We start from the raw sequence: 253 nt of genomic DNA on the forward strand, positions 1-253 counted from the left end.
TCGTTGTTGTGCCGTCTGGATTTGTGATCGTCACTGTGTGCGTGCCGTCGCCGTTGTCGACTACTGTCGCCGTTGGTGATTCGCCGTCCGCACCATCTTTGATCACTGTTGTTGTTGTCGTGCCATCCGGATTCGTGATCGTCACTGTATGCGTGCCGTCGCCGTTGTCGACTACTGTCGCCGTTGGTGACTTACCGTCTACTCCGTCTTTGATGACTGTTGTTGTTGTCGTACCATCTGGATTTGTGATCGT

1 protein-coding gene is annotated in these 253 nt (G+C 53.4%); it reads right to left on the bottom strand.

What is annotated here, in order from left to right; all coding sequences use genetic code 11:
* Positions 1-253: collagen-flanked surface repeat-containing protein (locus ERX37_RS11350; protein ID WP_208001708.1), on the bottom strand; the 253-nt coding region annotated here is incomplete at both ends.

It is taken from the genome of Macrococcus hajekii, from assembly GCF_004359505.1.
GTDB classification, from domain to species: domain Bacteria; phylum Bacillota; class Bacilli; order Staphylococcales; family Staphylococcaceae; genus Macrococcus; species Macrococcus hajekii.